This is a genomic window from Bradyrhizobium hereditatis (assembly GCF_020329435.1).
Classification (GTDB): Bacteria; Pseudomonadota; Alphaproteobacteria; order Rhizobiales; family Xanthobacteraceae; genus Bradyrhizobium; species Bradyrhizobium hereditatis.
On sequence record NZ_JAGKJK010000017.1, the window covers coordinates 1 to 17,763 of the forward strand.

Here is a 17,763-nt window from a genome sequence, read left to right on the forward strand (position 1 = left end):
CATATTTCGTTGGGCCATTTTTCTTGGCGCCGTCATTCTCTCCACCCCCAGCCATGCCGCCCGCTGCGGCGGCGATTTCAATACTTTCATCGCGACGATGTCGCAGGAGGCAGCCGCGGCGGGCGTCTCGCAAGCGGTGATCAGCCAGGCCTTTGCCGGCATCGCGCAGGATCCGGCGGTGCTCGCCTTCGACCGTCGCCAGCGCGGCACCTTCAACAAGACCTTCGAGCAGTATGTCTCGACCCGCGTCGGCCCCGGCCGCATCAACATGGGACGGCAGATGCTACTGCGGCACGCCTCGCTGCTGTCGCGCATCGAGCAGAAGTTTGGCGTGCCGCCGGAGATCGTGGTCGCGATCTGGGGATTGGAGAGCGATTTCGGCAAGGGCGATGTCGGCAAGCTGCCGGTGATCCGCACGCTCGCCACCATGGCGCATGATTGCCGCCGCACCGAGCTGTTTCAGGGCGAACTGCTCGCCGCGCTGAAGATCGTGCAGCGCGGCGATCTGCCTTTGCGCGACCTGATCGGCGCCTACGCCGGCGAAATCGGCCAGACGCAATTTTTGCCGTCGTCCTACATCAAGTACGGCGTCGATTTCGACGGCAACGGCCATGTCGACCTGCGCCACAGCGTCCCCGACGTGCTCGCCTCCACCGCGAACCTCCTGCACACTGCAGGCTTCAAGGCCGGCGCGCCCTATAGCGAGGGCACCGCGAACTTCGAAGCCATGCGCGAGTGGAACAGAGCAACGATCTACCGCAAAACGATCGGCTATTTCGCGGATCGCTTGATGGGGCGTTGATCACACACTGTATCGCCGCACGCACACTGCGCTCCCTCCCCCCTTGCGGGGGAGGGCGGGGGAGAGGGGTAGCCCCGAGCGATACTGCCCGTGTGGCTTACCCCTCTCCCTAGCCCTCCCCCGCAAGGGGGGAGGGAACGCACCGTCCGTAAGGCGATAGCAGGGCCCAACGCAATCGCACATCACTTCCCCCGCCCACCCATCTTCTCGATCCGTTTCGCCAGCACGTTCCAATACGTCGCCGGGCGAAACCGCTGCAGGAGGTCCATGAACTTCGCGTCGTTGCCGATCAGGATGCGTGGCTGATTTTTCTCGATGCCGGCGATGATGCGCTGTGCCGCCGCCGGCGGCGTTGTCTTGGCAACCGCATCGAAGCGATCGATCGAGTCGGCGCGGCGCGCATTGTCGGTGATGCCGCTGCCGGTGCGGGAGTTGCGTACAATGTTGGTCAGAACACCACCGGGATGCACCACGGAAAGTTTGACGGGGCTATTCGCCATCGCAAGCTCGTGCCGCAGGCTTTCCGAAAAACCGCGCACCGCGAACTTGGCGGCGCAATAGGCGGTCTGGCCGGGCGGGGCGACGATGCCGAAGATCGAGGAGAGGTTGACGATATGCGCTTCCGGCCTGCTCGACAGATGCGGCAGGAAGGCGCGCGTGCCGTGCACCACGCCCCAGAAATTGATGTTGATCAGCCATTCCATCTGCGCCTGATCTACCTCGTTGAAGGCGCCGAGCAGGGCGACGCCGGCATTGTTGATGACGATGTTCAGCCGCGGATGGGCGGCGATGGCCGCTTGTGCGAAGGCTTGGATCTCTGCGGGCACGCCGACGTCGACGCTATGCGTCGTGATCTTGCGCTTGTTCGCTTTTCCGATCTCGGCAGCCACTTGCTGCAGCCCCGCCTCGTCGCGGTCAGCGAGCGCCAGATCGCAGCCGCGCGCGGCCAGTTCTGTCGCGAGCGCGCGGCCGATGCCGCTGGCGGCCCCGGTCACGGCGGCGGCGCTTCCAGATATTGCAGTCATGTCGGGGGTGAGCTCCTTGAAGATGATAGCGGGCGGTTCCCGCAAACTTTCGCAAATTGGAACCGAACCGAAAAGCGGTTTCCGCGCTTAGTGTCGATTACCGGACAAAAATGACATCGCCCGATCGACGCGAATCCGAGGAGGCTCACATGGGACAATCAAAACCCTTTCGCGCAACGGCTCTGATCGTCGAAGACGATCCGATGCAACGGGACATGATCTGCCTGCTGCTGGAAGAAAGCGAGGTCGATGTCATCGAATGTGAGAGTGCGGAGGCCGCCGAGCTGGTGCTGGAGCGTGCGGCCGACAGTCTGGTCCTGATGATGACTGACGTGCAGCTTGCCGGCAACATGGATGGCGTCGAACTCGCGCACATCGCGAGGAAGTACAATCCCGAAATGGGGGTGATCGTCACCTCGGGCAAGCCGCTGCATCAGGAATTGCCTGACGGTGTGAAATTCTGGACCAAACCCTGGGTGCCGCTCGACGTGATCCGCGAGGCCGAGCGGATGGTCTATGCGCGGACGCACGGCGAGGGGCCGCGTGCAGGTTCGTAAGCGGCGGCGGTGCTTCCGCGGGCGCTGGGAGCATGATAAAGGCGAGGGATGACGCTGTCGTTTCTCCTGACCTCGCTGATCGTGGTCGCATCCCCCGGCACCGGTGTGCTCTACACGCTGGCGGTAGCGCTGACGCTGGGCGCGCGGCCGTCCGTCGTCGCGGCCTTCGGCTGCACGCTCGGCATCGTGCCGCATATGCTGGCGGCGATGCTCGGGCTCGCCGCCGTGCTGCACACCAGCGCGCTGGCGTTTGCCGCGCTGAAATGGTGCGGCGTGGTCTATCTGCTCTATATGGCCTGGCAGGCGCTGCGCGAGACTGGCGCGCTGTCGGTCGACACGCGCCCAGCCGCCGCCACGCGCTCCAGCCGTCGCGTCATCGTGACCGCGATCCTGATCAACATCCTCAATCCGAAACTGTCGATCTTCTTCCTCGCCTTCCTGCCGCAATTCGTGGCGGTCGACGAGCCGCACCCGCTTGCACGCATGCTGGAATTGAGCGCGGCCTTCATGGCGATGACCTTTGCAGTGTTCGCGGTCTATGGCCTGTTCGCAGCTTCCCTGCGCGACCGCGTCATTACCCGGCCAAAGGTGATGGCCTGGCTGCGCCGCAGCTTTGCCGCAGGCTTCGCCGCGTTAGGGGCGAAGCTGGCATTTGCGGAGCGGTAATTGTTCGCGCGGCCGTCATTGCGGATGCGGCGAAGCGATCCATATGCAGATCGTGCCCGGATGAGCGAAGCGACATCCGGGACCGGAGCCCGACGTCATCCCCGGATGTCGCTGCGCTCATCCGGGCTACACATTCATCGTTTGAAAATAAAAAGGCGGACCTGCGGCCCGCCATTCTCCAAAAACGTATCCCGGAGGTGGGTGCCCGGGCGGAGCTGAGCACTCCACCCGGGCGAAAATTCACTTCTTCTTCGCCTTCTTGGCCTTTTTCGCCTTCGCCTTTTTCGCCTTCTTCGCTTTCTTAGCCATAGTATCCTCTCAAGGTTTTCATGGATTGAAACGCGACACCGAGGCATGCTTGGCGGAGGGCCAGCCTCGCAACATCCTCGCGCATGATCCCAGCAGATTCGCAGGCCTCTGCCGCGTGTCGTCGTGACGTTGTCATCACGTTATCCACAGTTGTTATGCATTTTGATGCGATTTTGTGCCGAAACGCGCGTCACGAGCGCAGTTCGCATCGCGCGCATCATGCTTAACGATGTCCGAACGCGCGTGATCTTCATCAATTCAAAACCAAGGTTTGCATCGGCCGGTGGCGCTCAGAGTCCGTTAAGCGGCACGGTCCACCTTGTCCCTTAAGACGACCGGTATCGTCGCGGGGAGTTTTGAGGCGCGGCCGCCTCGCAAGTCGCGTTAGACAAGAGGGGAGACGGGACATTGCGCGTCCTGGATTCGCGATGCTGAGCGTTCCGACGCTGTGGACGGTGTTCGTCATCAACTTTTTGGCGCTGGGCCTGATCTGGGCCTATGTCATGCGCTGCTATCCCTCGTTCGAAGCCGCGCGGTTCTGGACCGGCTCGGCATTTGCCGGGGCGACCGGCGCAGCGGTCGCTATGCTGCGCGTGGTGATGCCCGATACGCTGGTGCCGCTATTGATCGCCGGCAGCCTGCAGGTGCTGGCAATCTGTCTGGCCGTAATGGGCATCCGCAAATTCTTCGACCAGCCGGTGTCATGGCGCGCCACCGCGTTGATCGTCGGCTTCGGCGCGGCCGGAATGTGCTTTTTCACATTCGTCCATGACAGCGTGCCGGGGCGGATGACTGTATTCACCATCGTCCAGATACTGCCGATGGCGCTCAGCCTGAAGCTGCTGCTCGGCCGCGATGACGGGCGCGTCAATCCGGGGGCGCGGCTGGCCGGCATCGTCACCATCGTCATCATGGTCATTTTTACGGCCAGGCTGTTCGTTACGCTGACCGGTGTGGCCGGTGGCTTCTCCTACATGCATTTCAGCCCGGCGCAGTCGGTGGTCGTCTTGGTGCTGGTGTTCCTGTCGATGGCCCTGAATTTCGGATTCCTGCTGATGGCGATGGACCGCTTGCGCAACGAGGTCGCGGATCTGGCGCTGCTCGACGATCTCACCGGCGTCGGCAACCGCCGCTATCTGCTGCAGCGCCTCACAGAAGAATGCGCGCGCTCCGAGCGCAGCGGCCGGCCGTTCGCGCTGCTCGTCATCGATCTCGATGGGTTCAAGGGCATCAACGACACCTACGGCCATGCGGCCGGCGACGCGTGCCTGCAGCATTTCACGCTGATGGCGCAGACCCGGCTGCGGCCCGGCGACATGCTGGCGCGCACCGGCGGCGACGAATTCTGCATCGTGCTGCCTTCCTCGACGCTGCGCGAGGGCGCCATGATCGCGCGCCGCGTGCTGGAGGTCTGCCGTGCGGATGCCGCACAATGCACCGGCAACGACATTCCGATCGCGGTCTCGATCGGCGTCGCGCAATGGACCCGAGAGATGGAGCTGTACCCCGACCGCCTGATCGCAGCAGCCGACCATGCGCTCTATGACGCCAAGAAGGCCGGCCGGAACGGCTTTGCGACCTATGACCCTGCGCCGCCGCTAGCGCCCGAGGCGGTCGATGCCCAAACGCCCGACATCGCCCTGCGCGAGCGGGCCTAAAGCGTTTTCGAGCGAAGCGGGCTGCCGGTTCGCATCAAGCATGTTATCAAGGCTCGTCACCGGGCCGTGAGACATGAACCTTCGCTTGCTTGTGATGTCGGTTGGCGTCCTCGCATTTTCCACATCCGCCGCTGCGCAGGCGCCTGACCTCGCCGCGATCGCGCGCTCGTCGGGCACACCGGACATCCCTGGCCTGAAGATGGTCTGGCTCGCGCCGTGGGGCGATCTTGCAAAAGCCCATCCTTGGCGAAACATCATCGTGCACCAGACCGAAGGGCCGGCGGGCTCGGCGCGCGGCGGCGCGCTGGCGCAGTCAAAGAATCCGACAAGGCGCGGCGTCATGGTCTGGGTCGAAACCGACGGCACGGTGTACTGGGCGGTCGGTGAACATCTCGTCCCAACCCATGGCGACGGCGCCAATCGCAACGACAACAAATACATCGACAATGGCCCGACCTACCGTCAGGTGGTCGGCAACAATTCGGTTGGCGTAGAGTTCGCCGGCAACTATCCCGATGTGACCCGCGGGCCTACCGATGCGCAGATCGCCGCATGGAAGATTTTGGTGAAGGTGCTGCGCGCGCGTTACGGCATTCCGCTCGACCGCGTCTACGCGCACAACTGGATCGACTATAAGGACGCCCGTTATTGCGAGGGCTGCGCGCTCGCGAAGATGGCGCGGGAGTGGGGGGAGTAGGGGCGGGCGATCGCTTCGCCTGAAGCACGCTCGACTCCACAAACTCGCTCGTCGTCGCCCGGCTTGACCGGGCGATCCAGTATTCCAGAGCCAGGAGTTATTGAGCGCCGCCTCACGGCCGCCGCGGCGTACTGGGTCCCCCGCTTTCGCGGAGGACGACAACGGAGTTGTTGAAGCCGCGCGCGCCCAAAACAAAAAGCCGGCGTTGCCGCCGGCTTTCGTCATCGATACCTCGCTCGCGCGATCAGTGCGCGGCTTCGAGTTCGGCTTCCTGCCGTGCAATCGTGCCCTTGACGGCCGACTGCACCTTTTCGAAGGCGCGGACCTCGATCTGCCGCACGCGTTCGCGCGACACGCCGAATTCGGCGGCGAGGTCCTCGAGCGTCATCGGCTCTTCCGCCAACCGCCGCGCCTCGAAGATGCGGCGTTCGCGCGGGTTGAGCACACCGATGGCGCCGGTCAGCGCCTCGCGGCGATGATCGTATTCCTCGCTCTCGGCCATGACGGCTTCCTGGTTGGGCGAAGTATCGACCAGCCAATCCTGCCATTCGCCGGCTTCACCGTCGTCGCGGATCGGCGCGTTGAGCGACGCGTCGCCGCCAAGGCGGCGGTTCATGTCGACCACGTCCTGATCCGTCACGCCGAGGCGCTTGGCAATCAGCTTCACCTGGTCGGGGTGGAGATCACCCTCGTCCAGCGCGGAGATCTTGCTCTTCGCCTTGCGCAGGTTGAAGAACAGCTTCTTCTGGTTCGCGGTGGTTCCCATTTTCACGAGGGACCAGGAACGCAGAATGTACTCTTGTATCGACGCCTTGATCCACCACATGGCGTAGGTGGCGAGACGAAAACCCTTATCGGGCTCGAATCGCTTGACCGCCTGCATCAGGCCGACATTGCCCTCCGAGACGACCTCGGAGATCGGCAAGCCGTAGCCGCGATAGCCCATGGCGATCTTGGCCACGAGCCTGAGATGGCTGGTGACAAGGTGATGTGCCGCGTCGCGATCGTCATGCTCGCGCCAGCGTTTGGCGAGCATGTATTCCTGCTGGGGCTCCAGCATCGGGAATTTGCGGATCTCGGCGAGGTATCTAGAAAGACCCGATTCTCCATTGAGAACCGGTAACGTAGCTGTACGGGCCATTCGAGCGCCCTCCAGTGGTTCAGGCCCCCGATAGCGGCGGGCCCGGCAGGTGACCGCTGTGTTAAAGCCAATCACGCTGCGATGTTCCGCGTTGGATATTCAACGCACATGCAACATAGCGGAAAACGAACAAATAGGGAAGGAATGCTGACGTCACGTCCCCGTGTCTCAGCTATAACTTATTGTCATAACTAAGGTTTCCTGAAACGGCTGCGTCATAGGGCCGCTTCCAGCGCGCTTTGCAGCCGAACCAAATCCTCCGGCAAAGCCGCCTCCCAGTGCAAAAGTTCCCCGGTCCGGGGGTGTTCCAGGGCCAGCAGATAGGCGTGCAGGGCTTGCCGACCGAGGGCGGTCAGCGCCGCCTGGCCTTGGGGGCCGAGGTGGCTAGCCTTGGTCTTGAAATGCGGACCATAGACGGCATCGCCCATCAGGGGGTGACCGATATGGGCGAGGTGCACGCGGATCTGGTGGGTTCGCCCGGTCTCGAGCTGGCAGGCGAGCAGGGAGGCGACGCCCTTGCCGTCCCGCCCCTGATAGGCCGCCTGCAATTCCCAATGTGTGACCGCCTCGCGGCCGCTCTGGCGCACCGCCATCTTTTCGCGGGCGTGCGGATGCCGGTCGATCGGCGCGTCGAACGTGCCGCGCTGGCGGTTCGGCACGCCCCAGATGAAGGCCATGTAGCCGCGCTGCATCGCTCCGGTGCGGCCGTGATCGGCGAATTGCGCAGTGAGTGATTGATGCGCGTGGTCGTTCTTGGCGACCACCATCAGGCCGGTCGTGTCCTTGTCGAGGCGGTGCACGATGCCCGGGCGGCGGACGCCGCCGATGCCGGAAAGGCTGGCGCCGCAATGGGCGATCAGTGCATTCACCAGCGTGCCGCTCTCATGGCCCGCGGCCGGATGCACGACGAGGCCGCTCGGCTTGTCGATGACGATGATGTCGTCGTCCTCATAAACGATGTCGAGCGCGATATTCTCTCCTAGAGGCTCCGGCGGGGCGGCTTCGGGGATGTCGATTGTGATCGTATCCCCTCGCGCGACATGATAAGCGGGGTCGCGGATGGGGGTGCCCCCAGCGGTGACGGAACCGGCCAGGATCAGCGCCTTCAGCCGCGAGCGCGACAGTTCCGGGCGGAGCACCGCGAGCACGCGGTCGAGGCGGGGCGATCCCTCGTCGCCGCTGACGGTGACCTTCAGCCTTTGACCGCTGTTTGATGATTCTTGTTCCAACGAAGAGCCTTGCATGACCGATACTGTCGCGCCCGATCCGACCCCCGAGCAGGCCGCGCTGATCGCGCGGGTGCGGCGGATGATGCTGATCGCGGGCCTGACCTCGGCGCTGGCGATCGCCGTGGTCCTGATTGCCGTCGGGTACCGTCTTTACCGCGGCGAGGGAAGCCCCAGCGCTGCTACGACCGATATCACCGAAACCCTGCCCAAGGGCGCCCGTATCGTATCGACCACGGTCGCGGGCGAGCGGCTGGTGCTGACGCTGGATATCGGCGGGGCGACCGAAATCCGCACCTTCGACGCCAAGACGCTGAAACCGGCCGGAAAGCTTAGATTCGTCAACGAACCCTAAAAGCAAGTGCAATCGGCTGGAATTCCCCGCCGGCCCGAGCACCCAAGGCAACAGATTTACCCAACTGCGCGGCCACCGTCAGACTTGCCTTGCCCGGCGCACATTTCGCGGCTATTCCCTGAGGCCATGCGCTCCCTTCGTCTAGCGGTTAGGACGCTTATATCCCCCACTGAACCTACCATGTGTGTAAGTTCAAAGGGTTGGATGTGGTAGATCTACCAAGCTGGTGGAAGGTAACGCGCGGTGAAATGTGCGACGAAAGCCTGGAATTAATATGTGATATCAATAGCTTAGCTCCCTTCGTCTAGCGGTCAGGACGCGGCCCTCTCAAGGCTGAAACAGGGGTTCAATTCCCCTAGGGAGCGCCAAAATGCATGATATTCCGCGATATTTTGCGACGGGAGTGCCGATCGGGAGTGCCAGCCCCTCGATCGATTGATCTTGCAGGCGATGGTGGGCAGGTGTCTTGCCCTGGTCGGTGATTGTTTGCCAGTTCTTCGAGGTCTCTTAGACGCCTGTCGACTCTAACGGCGTCCATTCGTCGCCGCACACGATCTGGCTCATTCCCGCTCCATCATGTCGGCGATCGCCTTGATGCGGCCTCGCGCGTATTTCGGCAGGCCGGCGCTCAGCGAATCGCCGCTGTTGAAGGAGCTGTTGCCCATGAGCAGTTGCGCGGGCACGAGGTTTCGCAGAACGGGAGTTTTGCTGTGTTCCCTTTGCTTGTTCAGCACATCGTTTCTGACCGCAATCAGAATGTAGACTGTCGCGATGGCCGCCTCCCGCTCGGTCGAATGCTGTTGCACAACCGCTAGCAGCTTGCCGAACTGGATGACCTGATTGACCCAAAAGATGTTCTGCTCAAGCCCGCCGGTGACTGTGGAGTCGAGCCCGGTCAGGCTCGGCAGCTCGGCAAGCTGCGGCTGCTTGACCAACATCATCTCACTCTGGAACTCGATAAAATCCGGAATGGGCTTCTTGCTCTCCTCGCGCAGCTTGTTGGCAAGCTGGATGCCCGCCGGAATTTTGCCTTCGAACATGTAGCGTGACTGCACGCAGATCGCCTTCGCGCCCTCGCACCAGCGGCGATCCGGTGGACGGTTGTGCGCGGCGCCCGCGTCCTTGTTGGGAACAGCATCGCCCGCCGTGATCGGCCGGTGCTTGACTGCCGGATCGATCTGCTCGAGGAACGCGACATTCGCATACCGCGACAGATCCAATGCCGCTGCCGGTCTTGGAAGTCGAAACCGCGCCTCCGCCTGGTAGACCGAGAGCTTCAGCTTCGTTTGTTGATTGATCGTAGGCTCAGCGAAGCTCGGGTAGAGCGAGAGGAAGCGCCGCTGAACCGGACGAGCGCGGGCCCAATCGTCGAAAGGAATGAGCCCGGTCGAGGAATCGGCGAGCTTGTCGCTGCGTTGGTCGGCGAAAATGACCGTGCGCGGTTTGATTTGTGCGATCGGAACGCTGGCGACGGCGGGCACGTCCTCCAGCTGGAATTCCTGCGCGGCCGCGCCCGTGCAAGTGGCCACGCAGGCGGCGATGAGGATAGCGGCACCGTGGAGTCTCATGGCGTCAATGCTCAGTTCAGCCGCCGCCAGAAATAATCGGGATCGACCCGGAGCGGCGGTCGCGGGAGGCGGTCCTCGTCATCGGGATATCCGCGCCAGGAGGGATATTCGCGCGGACCAAGACGCCAGCTCGGGAATGGAAAGGGCGGCCGGTTATCGCCGTAAAGGCGGTTATCGTGGAACCACTGCTGGAATGGCCCGCCGTCTTCTTCATAACCGCCACGATAGGCGTAGCGTTCTGCACGCGAGACGATCCGAAATTGCGTATCATTGATTCTGCCCGCCGGATCCCTCTTGAGGTACTCGGTGAAAGCGCGCCCGGAGCCGGCCGGTGCAGGATCGCCGGTGTGGGGATCGATCGACAGAGCAACGAGCTGATGCATGGCTTCGCGCGAAGGGCCGTTCAACGCCGTCTTGGGAGCGTGCAGCTCCCAGGCTGCCTGCACGATCGGCTCGAACATCGGCAGCGCCACTTTCGCTCCGGTCTGGCCGCGCCCAAGGGTGCGGCGCCCGCCGTCGCTGTTGTCGTAGCCGACCCAGATGGCAATGGTAACGTCATTTGTGAAGCCGACGAACCAGGCGTCGACCGAATTATCAGTGGTACCAGTCTTGCCGCCGACAAAGGGCGAGAGATGCTTCACCGCGCGCGCGGTTCCGCGCGCGAGCACGCCCTGCAGCATTGATTTCAACTGGTAGAACGATGCACGGTCGGCGGAGCCGATCCAGTCCACCGCACGCGGATCGTGCTGGTAGATGGGGCGGCCGTCCTGTTCGATCATTTCGATCGCATGGGGCCGGGGTCGTGCGCCTTCGTTGGCGATCGCTGCATAAAACGCCGCAAGGTCGATGAGCCGCACAGTTTGGGCACCGAGTACGAACGGGTAGTAGCGCATGCATTCTTTGTAGAGCTGCGCTTCCATCGCGATCTCGCAGACCCGGTCGAGACCTCGCTCGGCGCTTTCGTCGAGGCCGGTCGCGAGCAGTTGCGCGGTGGCGAGATTCCGGGAGTTTTCCAGCGCACGCCGCAGTGTAATGGGGCCCGAAGCGCCGCCGTCGTAGTTCTTCGGCGACCAGAAACCGCGCTGGCGCGCGTAGACTGTCGCGCCGATCGGTGCCAGCGTAATGGGTTCGTCCATCACCAGCGTGTTGGGCTGCAACCCCTTCCGAAGGGCGGCGAGGTAGGTCAGGGGCTTCAAGGTCGAGCCGGGTTGCCGCAGGCTCTGGACGACGCGGTTGAGCTGGCTTGCCGGATAAGAAAAGCCGCCCGCCATCGCGAGAATGCGGCCGGTTTCGTTCCCGAGTACGAGCGCCGCCCCCTGCACGGTCGGTCGAATGCGCAGATCGGCACGCGCCGCTTGCTTACCCTTGGCTTCGCGCACCTGCACATAGACCACGTCGTACGGCTTGAGACCGCGCCCGATCGCGGCGCTCCAGGTGTTCAGCGGCAGGATGCTTCCGTCGGTCAAACCGACGTTGATCGCATGGCCGCGCTTTCCACGCGTATTCTCCAGGACGACCGCCGATTGCCAGTGAACGTCATAGAGAGGTAGCCGCGTCGTCTTCAACGCCACGAGCCAAGCCGGTTCTGTGGTCCTCCGGTCAGCCGCAATCAGACGGACAGCATCGGAAATGTTCGCCTCGGGTCCCTCAAATTTGTAACGACCGGTGTTCAGCTCGTACCGCGCCAAGCCTTCCTGCAGCGTTGCTTCGACTATGCGCTGCAAGGCCGAGTTGACGGTCGAGTGCACCGTGTAGGAGGAATTGGTGAGATTATCGAGGCCGGCGACCACCTTTGCTTCGCGGGCAACGTGATCGACGAAGTGAAAGGCGAAGTCCCGCCGGGTCGGCCGGTACTCGACGAGCTGCGGCAATACTGCTTGCGCCGGGGCTGCGCCGATCATGGCGTCGTCCTGCATGCGGCCCAGCACGTAGGCAAGGCGCTCGCGCGCGCGCTCTGGGTGGTGGTCGGGATTGAAGTAGTTCGGTCCCTTGGCGAGCCCGGCGAGCAGCGCGCCCTCGACTGCGGAGAGCGCGTTGGCTGGTTTGCCGAAATAGCTACGCGCCGCCATCTCGATGCCCCAGGCTCCGCGACCGAGATAAATCGAGTTGAGATAGAGCTCGAGGATTTCCGCCTTGGTCAGGGCGCGCTCCATCCGCGAGGCAACGATCATTTCGCGCAGTTTTCTTTCGTAAGTGATGTCGTTGCCCACCAGCAGGTTCTTGGCGACCTGCTGAGTAATGGTCGAGCCACCCTGCGGCCGGCCCGGCTGCGTGAAGTTGCCGAGGAAGGCGCGGACCAGTCCGCGCTCGTCAATGCCGCTGTGCTGGAAGAAGCGCTTGTCCTCTGCGGCGATGAATGCGTTGCGCACCGCTTCCGGGATATCCGCAAGCTTGACCCAGATGCGGCGATTGTTCGGCGCGTAAATCTCGGCAACGCGCTGGCTCTTGTTATCGAGGATTACGCTGGTGCCAGGAAGCTTGAGATGCTTGATCTGCGCGGCGTCGGGCAGATCCTTGACTGCGCTGTTGTAGAAAGCGATGACCTGACCAAGATCGACCGGAGATCCTTCCACTTTTTCGCCTTTGCAGAACTGCTTGTAGGCCACGTGGAGGTCGGCCAGATTCAGTCCTTTGAGTGCCTTGATCTCGCTGCTCAACGCCTCCTTGTCATCCATGGCAGTGGCAATCAGATCGTCCAGGTTGATGTCCTCGATGTCGAAAGCCTTGCGCATGTGGGCGCAGCCGGCACCCAAAAGCTGCGCCACCTCGAAGCGGTCGCGCGTCGCATCGAATTCCGTCTTGACCTCATCCGGACGGGTAGTGACCTGGCTGAAGGCGAGCGCCGTGGCGAAGATCTTGATGAGAATCGAGTCCATGACCTGCCGACGGTCGCAAACCGCCTCCGTAAGGTCCCTTCTTGTAGGACAATATTAAACAAGGCGGTATTGAGGAAAAAGTTCCTTACGGCCCGGAACCGCCGCTGCGGCCAGTGCGTTTTAGAAAGACCACATCGGCAGCGCACTCATGAATGCCCCTCTCCCAGTCGTGCTTGCCGCGGCGCTTATCAGCGCCGCCATCGCGGCGATGCCTGCGGATGCTGCTCCTCGAAAGAAGAAAACCCGGGCTCTAGCCGCGGTCCCCCCTGCAGCCAGCGTCACTCAGCCGCCCACGGACAGATTTTTGGCCTGCGACGTCCGGGTGCGAGACTATCTTCGCGAAGGCGGAGCGGTGGCACAGGTGACCAAGATCGAAGTGGACGATGCCCGACTGCAGTTGAACATTCATCATGAGTACGGGGAGGCGGGAAAGTCGTCTCGAAAATACCTCCGCGGGGACACTGAAGAAGAAATGCGCAAAAATCTGCGCGGAATATTGGATGAGTTCGCGGCGGCTGCGAAGGCCGCGGCGGCGGGTCGCGCCTGGTATGTGATCGCTGCTCGCAAGGTGATGCCGGACCTCCGCGACGGTTCGGGCGAGAACGCGAGTCCGTGGACGGCTATTGTCCTCGCGGATTTCGATGGAAAATGCAGACCCATCACGTTCTATCAGTCTGTCGATCGGAATAAGCTCAATCCTGAACTGAGCAAGAAACTGGATGAATGAAGCTTTGCGCTTGAATTGATCAGCAGTCGTAGCGACTGCGCCAGGACGCTATGAGTATCTGCGGTCTTCGCCGGATGGTTAGATCCCTTCCAGCAGCTTCCGCGCTTCACCCAACAACGCCTGAATCTGCCTTCGCTCGGCGATCGCATCCTTGGTGAACAGGCCGTGCTTGCGCGCATTCTGGTTCGCCTTTGGCGCGCCGGATCCCGGTGCGCCGCCGTGCTACCATCATGCGGGCGCTGAATGTCAGGTTTTCAGTCGAAAGCAGGTTGCCGATGCGAGCGAAGAAGGCTCGCCGTGTGACGGCGCCTAGCTCACCGCTGTTTACTTCTTGGAGGTGTTGCCAGTCCAAGGAACACGAGCAATGCCTGATTGAGGCGCAAGACATCCTCATCGTCCAGGCGCCCGACGCGCGTCCCGATCTTGGATTTCGGAACGGTGGTTATCTTGTCCACCATGAGACGGCAAGGCACCCGCAATCCGTTGCGCTCATTCGGTGCGACAGGCAGCCGGAACAGTGGTGCATCGGTATCGTCCGTCTTGAACGCGCAGATCGTGATGGAGGCAGTTGCGTCGAAACTGTCGTCCTGAACGATGACGACGAACCTCGCCTTGCATATCCCTTGCCGCCGGCGACGGTCGACGTGTCGCCGCGCTTCATTCATCTCCATCCACGTCATCATTGAATGCAGAGACGGAATCGATGAACGCCTGATCGTCGCGGCCATGAGAACTGGCGGCAACGGCAAGCGACTGACGATGCGCAGCCGCGCGGAACGCCGGCGCACCTACGTCCGGGACCCAAATCTGGATCGGGCGCAGTCCTTGCCTGCGCAGCCTTTCGCGATGCTCCCGTACCTTCATTCGGGAAGACCTTGGCTTCTATGCCGACGCCACGAACACATCTGTGAGCGGCCGTGAGCCTAGCTAGCTAGTCGCGAGTTCGGCCACTGCTGACTGCCCATCGTCGCTCGATGCACGGGGGGCATCGACGGCTACATGAAGAAGCGAAATTGGTAGGGGGCTGAGCCTAGTCCGTCCATTCGTTTGACAACGCGCGCGAGCGTTTTGGCGTAGGCCATCGTCACCGGCAGCATGTCGTACAACGCGTCGTTGTTCCAATCCATCTTCGCGAGCGCGAGAGCCGAGCGGGCGGTTTCGTCCCACGGCCCGTGGCCTGCATGGCGGACCAGTCGGATCGGGCGAGGCGTGCTGCGGCCCCCCTGGTAGTACGAGCGCTCCGCAACTCCCTTCACGTCGCCGTGCATCCAGAGTAGGCACTCTCGGTCCCCGAGCGGGATCAGGGTGCCGCGGTCGACCGGATAACCCGTCGGCTTGCCTTTGCCGCTTTGCCGGTCGCGATCGATGCGGACCCCCCGCCAGCCGATGTCTTCCACGACCTGCACGAGGTCGACCGCTTCGCACAGATGCAGCGCTTCCATGCAGCCTTCGATCTCCTCCTTTTTGAACTCCGTCGTCTTGTGCACCGTCACTCTCCGCGGCGACCGACCTGAGTGCCGTCGTCGGTACAGGTCCAGCGATCGTCCCATCACTCGGAACATCTCCGTTCGGGACATGAACGGATTGTCCCGCTGCACATCGATTTCGTGAGCGTCGTAGGCGACGAACTCAAGACCGGCTCCCTCCGCATCGAACACTTGGCTACAGCAGGTGACGAAGCGCGGTCGGTCCGATTCAGTCGGGCGCAGCGCGTAGGATAGACCGACGTAGGCGGTCGCCGGATCCGAATCCGCGAGTTTCCAGGGAACGCCGCCCGCCTTCGCGTAGATCGCAAGGCCGATCCGCCACATGACGCTCGCACGGTCCGGATAGGCGAGCGCGCGGTCTTCGCGCACAAGCTGGATCGGAATGCGCCGCGCCGCGGTGGCGGCCTTCAGGTGGTCATGAAGGTCGAAGTCGTCGCCGTCCGCTCCCGAGAACCCCGTTGCCCAGCTTTGCGGAATGTAGATGAAGACAATGTCGAACGCGTCGCGGCGGGCTTCCAGCGATCGGATCGCGCGAAGCAAGCGGTCCGCCAGTACGACATGGGGCGCGGCCGAGTCTTTCATTTCGCCCTCGAGCCGATCGTCCAGCTCGATATGGCAATCCTTGACCGCCCCCCGCATGTCGAGATTGAACGCTTTCCGGAAACCGGGCCAGGGAGGCAGGTAGTCCTTGCGCTCCGTCGGCTTGTACAGGGACGCCAGTTCCTTCATGAAGCCGTAGAGTCGGTTTCCCTGCCGTGCCGGTGCGATCGTCGCGATCCGGATGGGATCGGGAACGAGACCGGATGAATAGGGTCCGAACCGCAGCAGTCCGCGTAGAGGATGGAGGTCCACGTCCGACGCGCGGTCCGGGTGGAATGCAAGCCTGGCTTCGGGAAAGAACAGGTGAGGCGATATCTCGCTCGTCATGGGCGGGCTCTCCCGGAGAATGCGGTGACGTCCCCAAGCCTGAAGACGGCATCCACGCCTGCGCTGACCCCGAGCGCCGGAAGGTCGCGCTGCGGGGACGCGAATAGCGTCGACCAGAACTCGAGCAGGGCATTGAGCGCCGGATTGTATCGTCTCACCGTCCGTTTGCGTGCGAAGTCGGTGGCCGCTGCCCGATTCGACTCCGTGAGGCCTTCGAACACCGTGCGCGGCTCGAGCAAAAGCCAAAGTCGCTCGTCCGCCCAATCGAGCCTGATCCCCAGGCCTTCTTGCCATCTCAGTTCGGCTTGCTTCGGCACCGTCCCGCCGAGACTTCCGATCAGCTTCCTCAGCGGCGCCCACTTTTCGTCGTCGATGGACGCCGGCGCCAGCAGGTCGGCGCTTCTGCGGCGGGTGGCGGTCATCCGATGTTCGCGGGTGAGGGCCCGGGTGAGCGCTTCGCGGAGCAGGCCGCGCTCGTGGCTGTCGTAGCGCAGCCGACGAGCTTCGATCGGATGCAGATCGAAGCTCACGATCTCGTATGCGGAGAGGACGGCTTTGACGTCGGCATCGGCACCGAACGCCAGCACGCCCGCTTTCGAACGGGTGCCGATGACCGACAGGCCCGACGCTTCGATCGCCGACTTGACCTCCGCCACGCCGCCGGCGTCGCACACAGCGCGGCGGCACACGGTGGGCGCCCCGGTCACTTCGAGCGCGTTGAGCCGGACGACCGGATAGCCCCGATTCCCGGTCGGGCGCGGGGCGGGGGACCAAACCCTCCGTTCGGATGCGATCTCGTCCAGTACCGTCGTGTCCAGGTCCGGCACGAGCCGCATGAGATCGCGCAACGTCTCGTCGAAATTCTCGATCGGCACGAGACCGCCGTCGATCTCCTTGCGCGCGGCGGCACCAAGAAGCCGTTGGACGCGTGGCAAGGGCAGGTCCTCGCCGCGATGCAGCCAAAAGAGGCCCGCGGGAAAACAGCCATCGCGTTCGAGCGCCGCTTCGAGCGTGTCCATCACGGACTCGTCGCGACCGCTGTAGCCGGCTGCGACGAGGCCCCACCGGCTGCAGGTATCGATCAGCAACGCCCTGAGTTTCGCGTCCTGTTCGCGCAGTTCGTCTCCGGTGTTCTTGAGCCGGCGGGATCGGAAGTCGCCGTGAATTTTGACCTCGACGGGCCAACGTCCCTCGTCGATGGCGTCTCGCCCGAGGCTCCCGGTCTCGATCGCCACCGTGGTCAACTGACCGGTCCCGCCGTAGACCTTCGCGCAACCGTCTGCGACCAGAGGGTCGAAATTGGTCGTCCAGACCAGACGGCAACGCGCGCCTTTCATCAGCGTCGCCAATGCAACGTGCCCGTAGGAAGGCTTGGCGCCGCTGATCTTCGAGGCGATGTATGTCCGACGGTCCGCCTCGCTCGGATAGACGGACTCGAAGAGCGCCGCATATTCGTCGGGCGAACCGGGGACCGGCAGGCTGCCGATGCCGTCGATGAACGTTTGCAGTTCGCGTCGGACGGCCGGATTGGCGAGGTCGGCGACCTGTTTCGGGGAGACGCGTCGTTGGCTGACGTAGAGTTGCTGCTTGAATTCCCAGATCATGTCCCCCGCCGTCGGAATGCCGGCGGCTGCCGAGGCACCGGCTCCGAGCAGCCACATGAGATTTCCGCCGCGCTGGGAGAAGCGGCGTGCAAAATCGTCCGTAGCCACGGTGGGATAGATCGAATCGATTATCACGTG

General features: G+C 63.0%; 15 protein-coding genes, 1 tRNA gene and 1 pseudogene. 8 read left to right on the plus strand and 9 right to left on the minus strand.

Features of this window, described 5'->3' with window-relative positions:
• The first annotated feature begins 1 nt into the window (after position 1).
• Positions 2 to 802, plus strand: a complete 801-nt coding sequence (locus J6524_RS30235) for a lytic murein transglycosylase (protein WP_225677509.1) — start codon at positions 2 to 4, stop codon at positions 800 to 802.
• 182 nt (positions 803 to 984) lie between these two features.
• On the opposite strand, the gene J6524_RS30240 is transcribed toward J6524_RS30235, so the two are convergent.
• A complete protein-coding gene (locus J6524_RS30240; protein WP_225677511.1) occupies positions 985 to 1,827 on the minus strand; it encodes an SDR family NAD(P)-dependent oxidoreductase in 843 nt (280 codons plus the stop codon).
• A 149-nt stretch (positions 1,828 to 1,976) separates the two neighbouring features.
• Here J6524_RS30240 and J6524_RS30245 point away from each other — a divergent pair, with 149 nt between their 5' ends.
• From J6524_RS30245 to J6524_RS30260, 4 genes are all read left to right on the plus strand, one after another.
• Complete coding sequence (locus J6524_RS30245) at positions 1,977 to 2,384, plus strand: response regulator (RefSeq protein ID WP_225677514.1); 408 nt, start codon at positions 1,977 to 1,979, stop codon at positions 2,382 to 2,384.
• 48 nt (positions 2,385 to 2,432) lie between these two features.
• Positions 2,433 to 3,050, plus strand: a complete 618-nt coding sequence (locus tag J6524_RS30250; protein WP_225677516.1) for a LysE family translocator — start codon at positions 2,433 to 2,435, stop codon at positions 3,048 to 3,050.
• A gap of 737 nt (positions 3,051 to 3,787) precedes the next feature.
• The gene (locus J6524_RS30255; RefSeq protein WP_225677518.1) at positions 3,788 to 5,017 is read left to right on the plus strand and encodes a GGDEF domain-containing protein; all 1,230 of its coding nucleotides are present in this window, start codon (positions 3,788 to 3,790) and stop codon (positions 5,015 to 5,017) included.
• Positions 5,018 to 5,090: 73 nt separating this feature from the next.
• On the plus strand, positions 5,091 to 5,714 hold the full coding sequence (locus J6524_RS30260; protein ID WP_376712095.1) for a peptidoglycan recognition protein family protein: 624 nt from the start codon (positions 5,091 to 5,093) through the stop codon (positions 5,712 to 5,714).
• A 244-nt stretch (positions 5,715 to 5,958) separates the two neighbouring features.
• Here the strand turns inward: J6524_RS30260 and rpoH are convergent, their stop codons facing one another.
• Both rpoH and J6524_RS30270 read right to left on the minus strand, forming a co-directional pair.
• Positions 5,959 to 6,855 carry an RNA polymerase sigma factor RpoH gene (gene rpoH / locus J6524_RS30265; protein WP_225677520.1) on the minus strand — a complete coding sequence of 299 codons (897 nt, stop codon included), beginning with the start codon at positions 6,853 to 6,855 and terminating at the stop codon, positions 5,959 to 5,961.
• Positions 6,856 to 7,070: 215 nt separating this feature from the next.
• Positions 7,071 to 8,099 (minus strand): RluA family pseudouridine synthase, encoded by a 1,029-nt coding sequence (locus tag J6524_RS30270; RefSeq protein ID WP_225677523.1) that lies wholly within the window; start codon positions 8,097 to 8,099, stop codon positions 7,071 to 7,073.
• Between J6524_RS30270 and J6524_RS30275 the strand changes: the two genes are divergently transcribed.
• A complete protein-coding gene (locus J6524_RS30275) occupies positions 8,098 to 8,436 on the plus strand; it encodes a hypothetical protein (protein WP_225677525.1) in 339 nt (112 codons plus the stop codon). The genes J6524_RS30270 and J6524_RS30275 overlap by 2 nt on opposite strands.
• A 293-nt stretch (positions 8,437 to 8,729) precedes the next feature.
• Positions 8,730 to 8,804 (plus strand) — tRNA-Glu (locus J6524_RS30280).
• A 192-nt stretch (positions 8,805 to 8,996) separates the two neighbouring features.
• Here the strand turns inward: J6524_RS30280 and J6524_RS30285 are convergent.
• A complete protein-coding gene (locus J6524_RS30285; RefSeq protein WP_225677527.1) occupies positions 8,997 to 10,004 on the minus strand; it encodes a hypothetical protein in 1,008 nt (335 codons plus the stop codon).
• A gap of 11 nt (positions 10,005 to 10,015) precedes the next feature.
• The gene (locus J6524_RS30290) at positions 10,016 to 12,880 is read right to left on the minus strand and encodes a penicillin-binding protein 1A (RefSeq protein WP_225677529.1); all 2,865 of its coding nucleotides are present in this window, start codon (positions 12,878 to 12,880) and stop codon (positions 10,016 to 10,018) included.
• Positions 12,881 to 13,028: 148 nt separating this feature from the next.
• Between J6524_RS30290 and J6524_RS30295 the strand changes: the two genes are divergently transcribed.
• Positions 13,029 to 13,607 (plus strand): hypothetical protein, encoded by a 579-nt coding sequence (locus J6524_RS30295; protein ID WP_225677531.1) that lies wholly within the window; start codon positions 13,029 to 13,031, stop codon positions 13,605 to 13,607.
• A gap of 401 nt (positions 13,608 to 14,008) precedes the next feature.
• On the opposite strand, the pseudogene J6524_RS30300 reads toward J6524_RS30295, so the two are convergent.
• The 4 genes and pseudogenes from J6524_RS30300 to J6524_RS30315 all read right to left on the minus strand — a co-directional run.
• Positions 14,009 to 14,268: pseudogene (locus J6524_RS30300) on the minus strand (type II toxin-antitoxin system PemK/MazF family toxin); the annotation flags it as partial.
• Positions 14,265 to 14,471 (minus strand): antitoxin MazE family protein, encoded by a 207-nt coding sequence (locus tag J6524_RS30305; protein ID WP_225677533.1) that lies wholly within the window; start codon positions 14,469 to 14,471, stop codon positions 14,265 to 14,267. The gene J6524_RS30305 and the pseudogene J6524_RS30300, both read right to left, overlap by 4 nt.
• A gap of 131 nt (positions 14,472 to 14,602) precedes the next feature.
• A complete protein-coding gene (locus J6524_RS30310) occupies positions 14,603 to 16,021 on the minus strand; it encodes an argonaute/piwi family protein (protein WP_225677535.1) in 1,419 nt (472 codons plus the stop codon).
• Positions 16,018 to 17,760: an SIR2 family protein gene (locus J6524_RS30315; RefSeq protein ID WP_225677537.1), complete on the minus strand. Its 1,743-nt coding sequence runs from the start codon at positions 17,758 to 17,760 to the stop codon at positions 16,018 to 16,020. Before J6524_RS30315 ends, J6524_RS30310 begins: the two co-directional genes overlap by 4 nt.
• Positions 17,761 to 17,763: the final 3 nt, after the last annotated feature.